The following is a 531-nucleotide window of genomic DNA, read 5'->3' on the forward strand; positions in this document are numbered from 1 at the left end:
GTGCTGTCGCGCCACCCGCTGGTGGTGGAGATGAAACGCCAGCTGTGCCGTAGTGAAAAAATGAAAGTGCTTTTGCGTGCGGGCTGAGTGCCCATTGTTTTCTCCCTCTCCCGGTGGGAGAGGGCCGGGGTGAGGGCAACAGGCCCCATCCGGTCGATTAAGAACCCCTATAAGAGGTCACACATGAAATTACTGATCCTTGGCAACCACACCTGCGGCAACCGTGGTGACAGCGCCATTTTGCGCGGCCTGCTTGATGCCATTGCCATCCTGAACCCGGAGGCGGAAGTGGACGTGATGAGCCGCTATCCGGTGAGTTCTTCCTGGCTGTTGAATCGTCCGGTAATGGGCGATCCGCTGTATACCCAGATGAAACAGCACAACAGCGCGGCGGGCGTGGTGGGGCGCGTGAAAAAAGTCCTGCGTCGTCGCTATCAGCATCAGGTGCTGCTCTCCCGCGTTACCGACAGCGGCAAGCTGCGCAATATCGCCATCGCGCAGGGGTTTACCGATTTCGTTCGTCTGCTCAGC

At 58.8% G+C, this 531-nt stretch carries 1 protein-coding gene and 1 pseudogene; both read left to right on the forward strand.

What is annotated here, in order from left to right:
- A partial coding sequence (locus ACG0Z5_RS23880; RefSeq protein ID WP_394451666.1) for a hypothetical protein occupies window positions 1-87 on the forward strand: 87 nt, incomplete at its 5' end.
- Between the two features lie 96 nt (window positions 88-183).
- Window positions 184-531 (forward strand): annotated as a pseudogene (locus tag ACG0Z5_RS23885) (colanic acid biosynthesis pyruvyl transferase WcaK); the annotation flags it as partial.

Source organism: Scandinavium sp. M-37, from assembly GCF_043558715.1.
GTDB classification, from domain to species: domain Bacteria; phylum Pseudomonadota; class Gammaproteobacteria; order Enterobacterales; family Enterobacteriaceae; genus Scandinavium; species Scandinavium vulneris_A.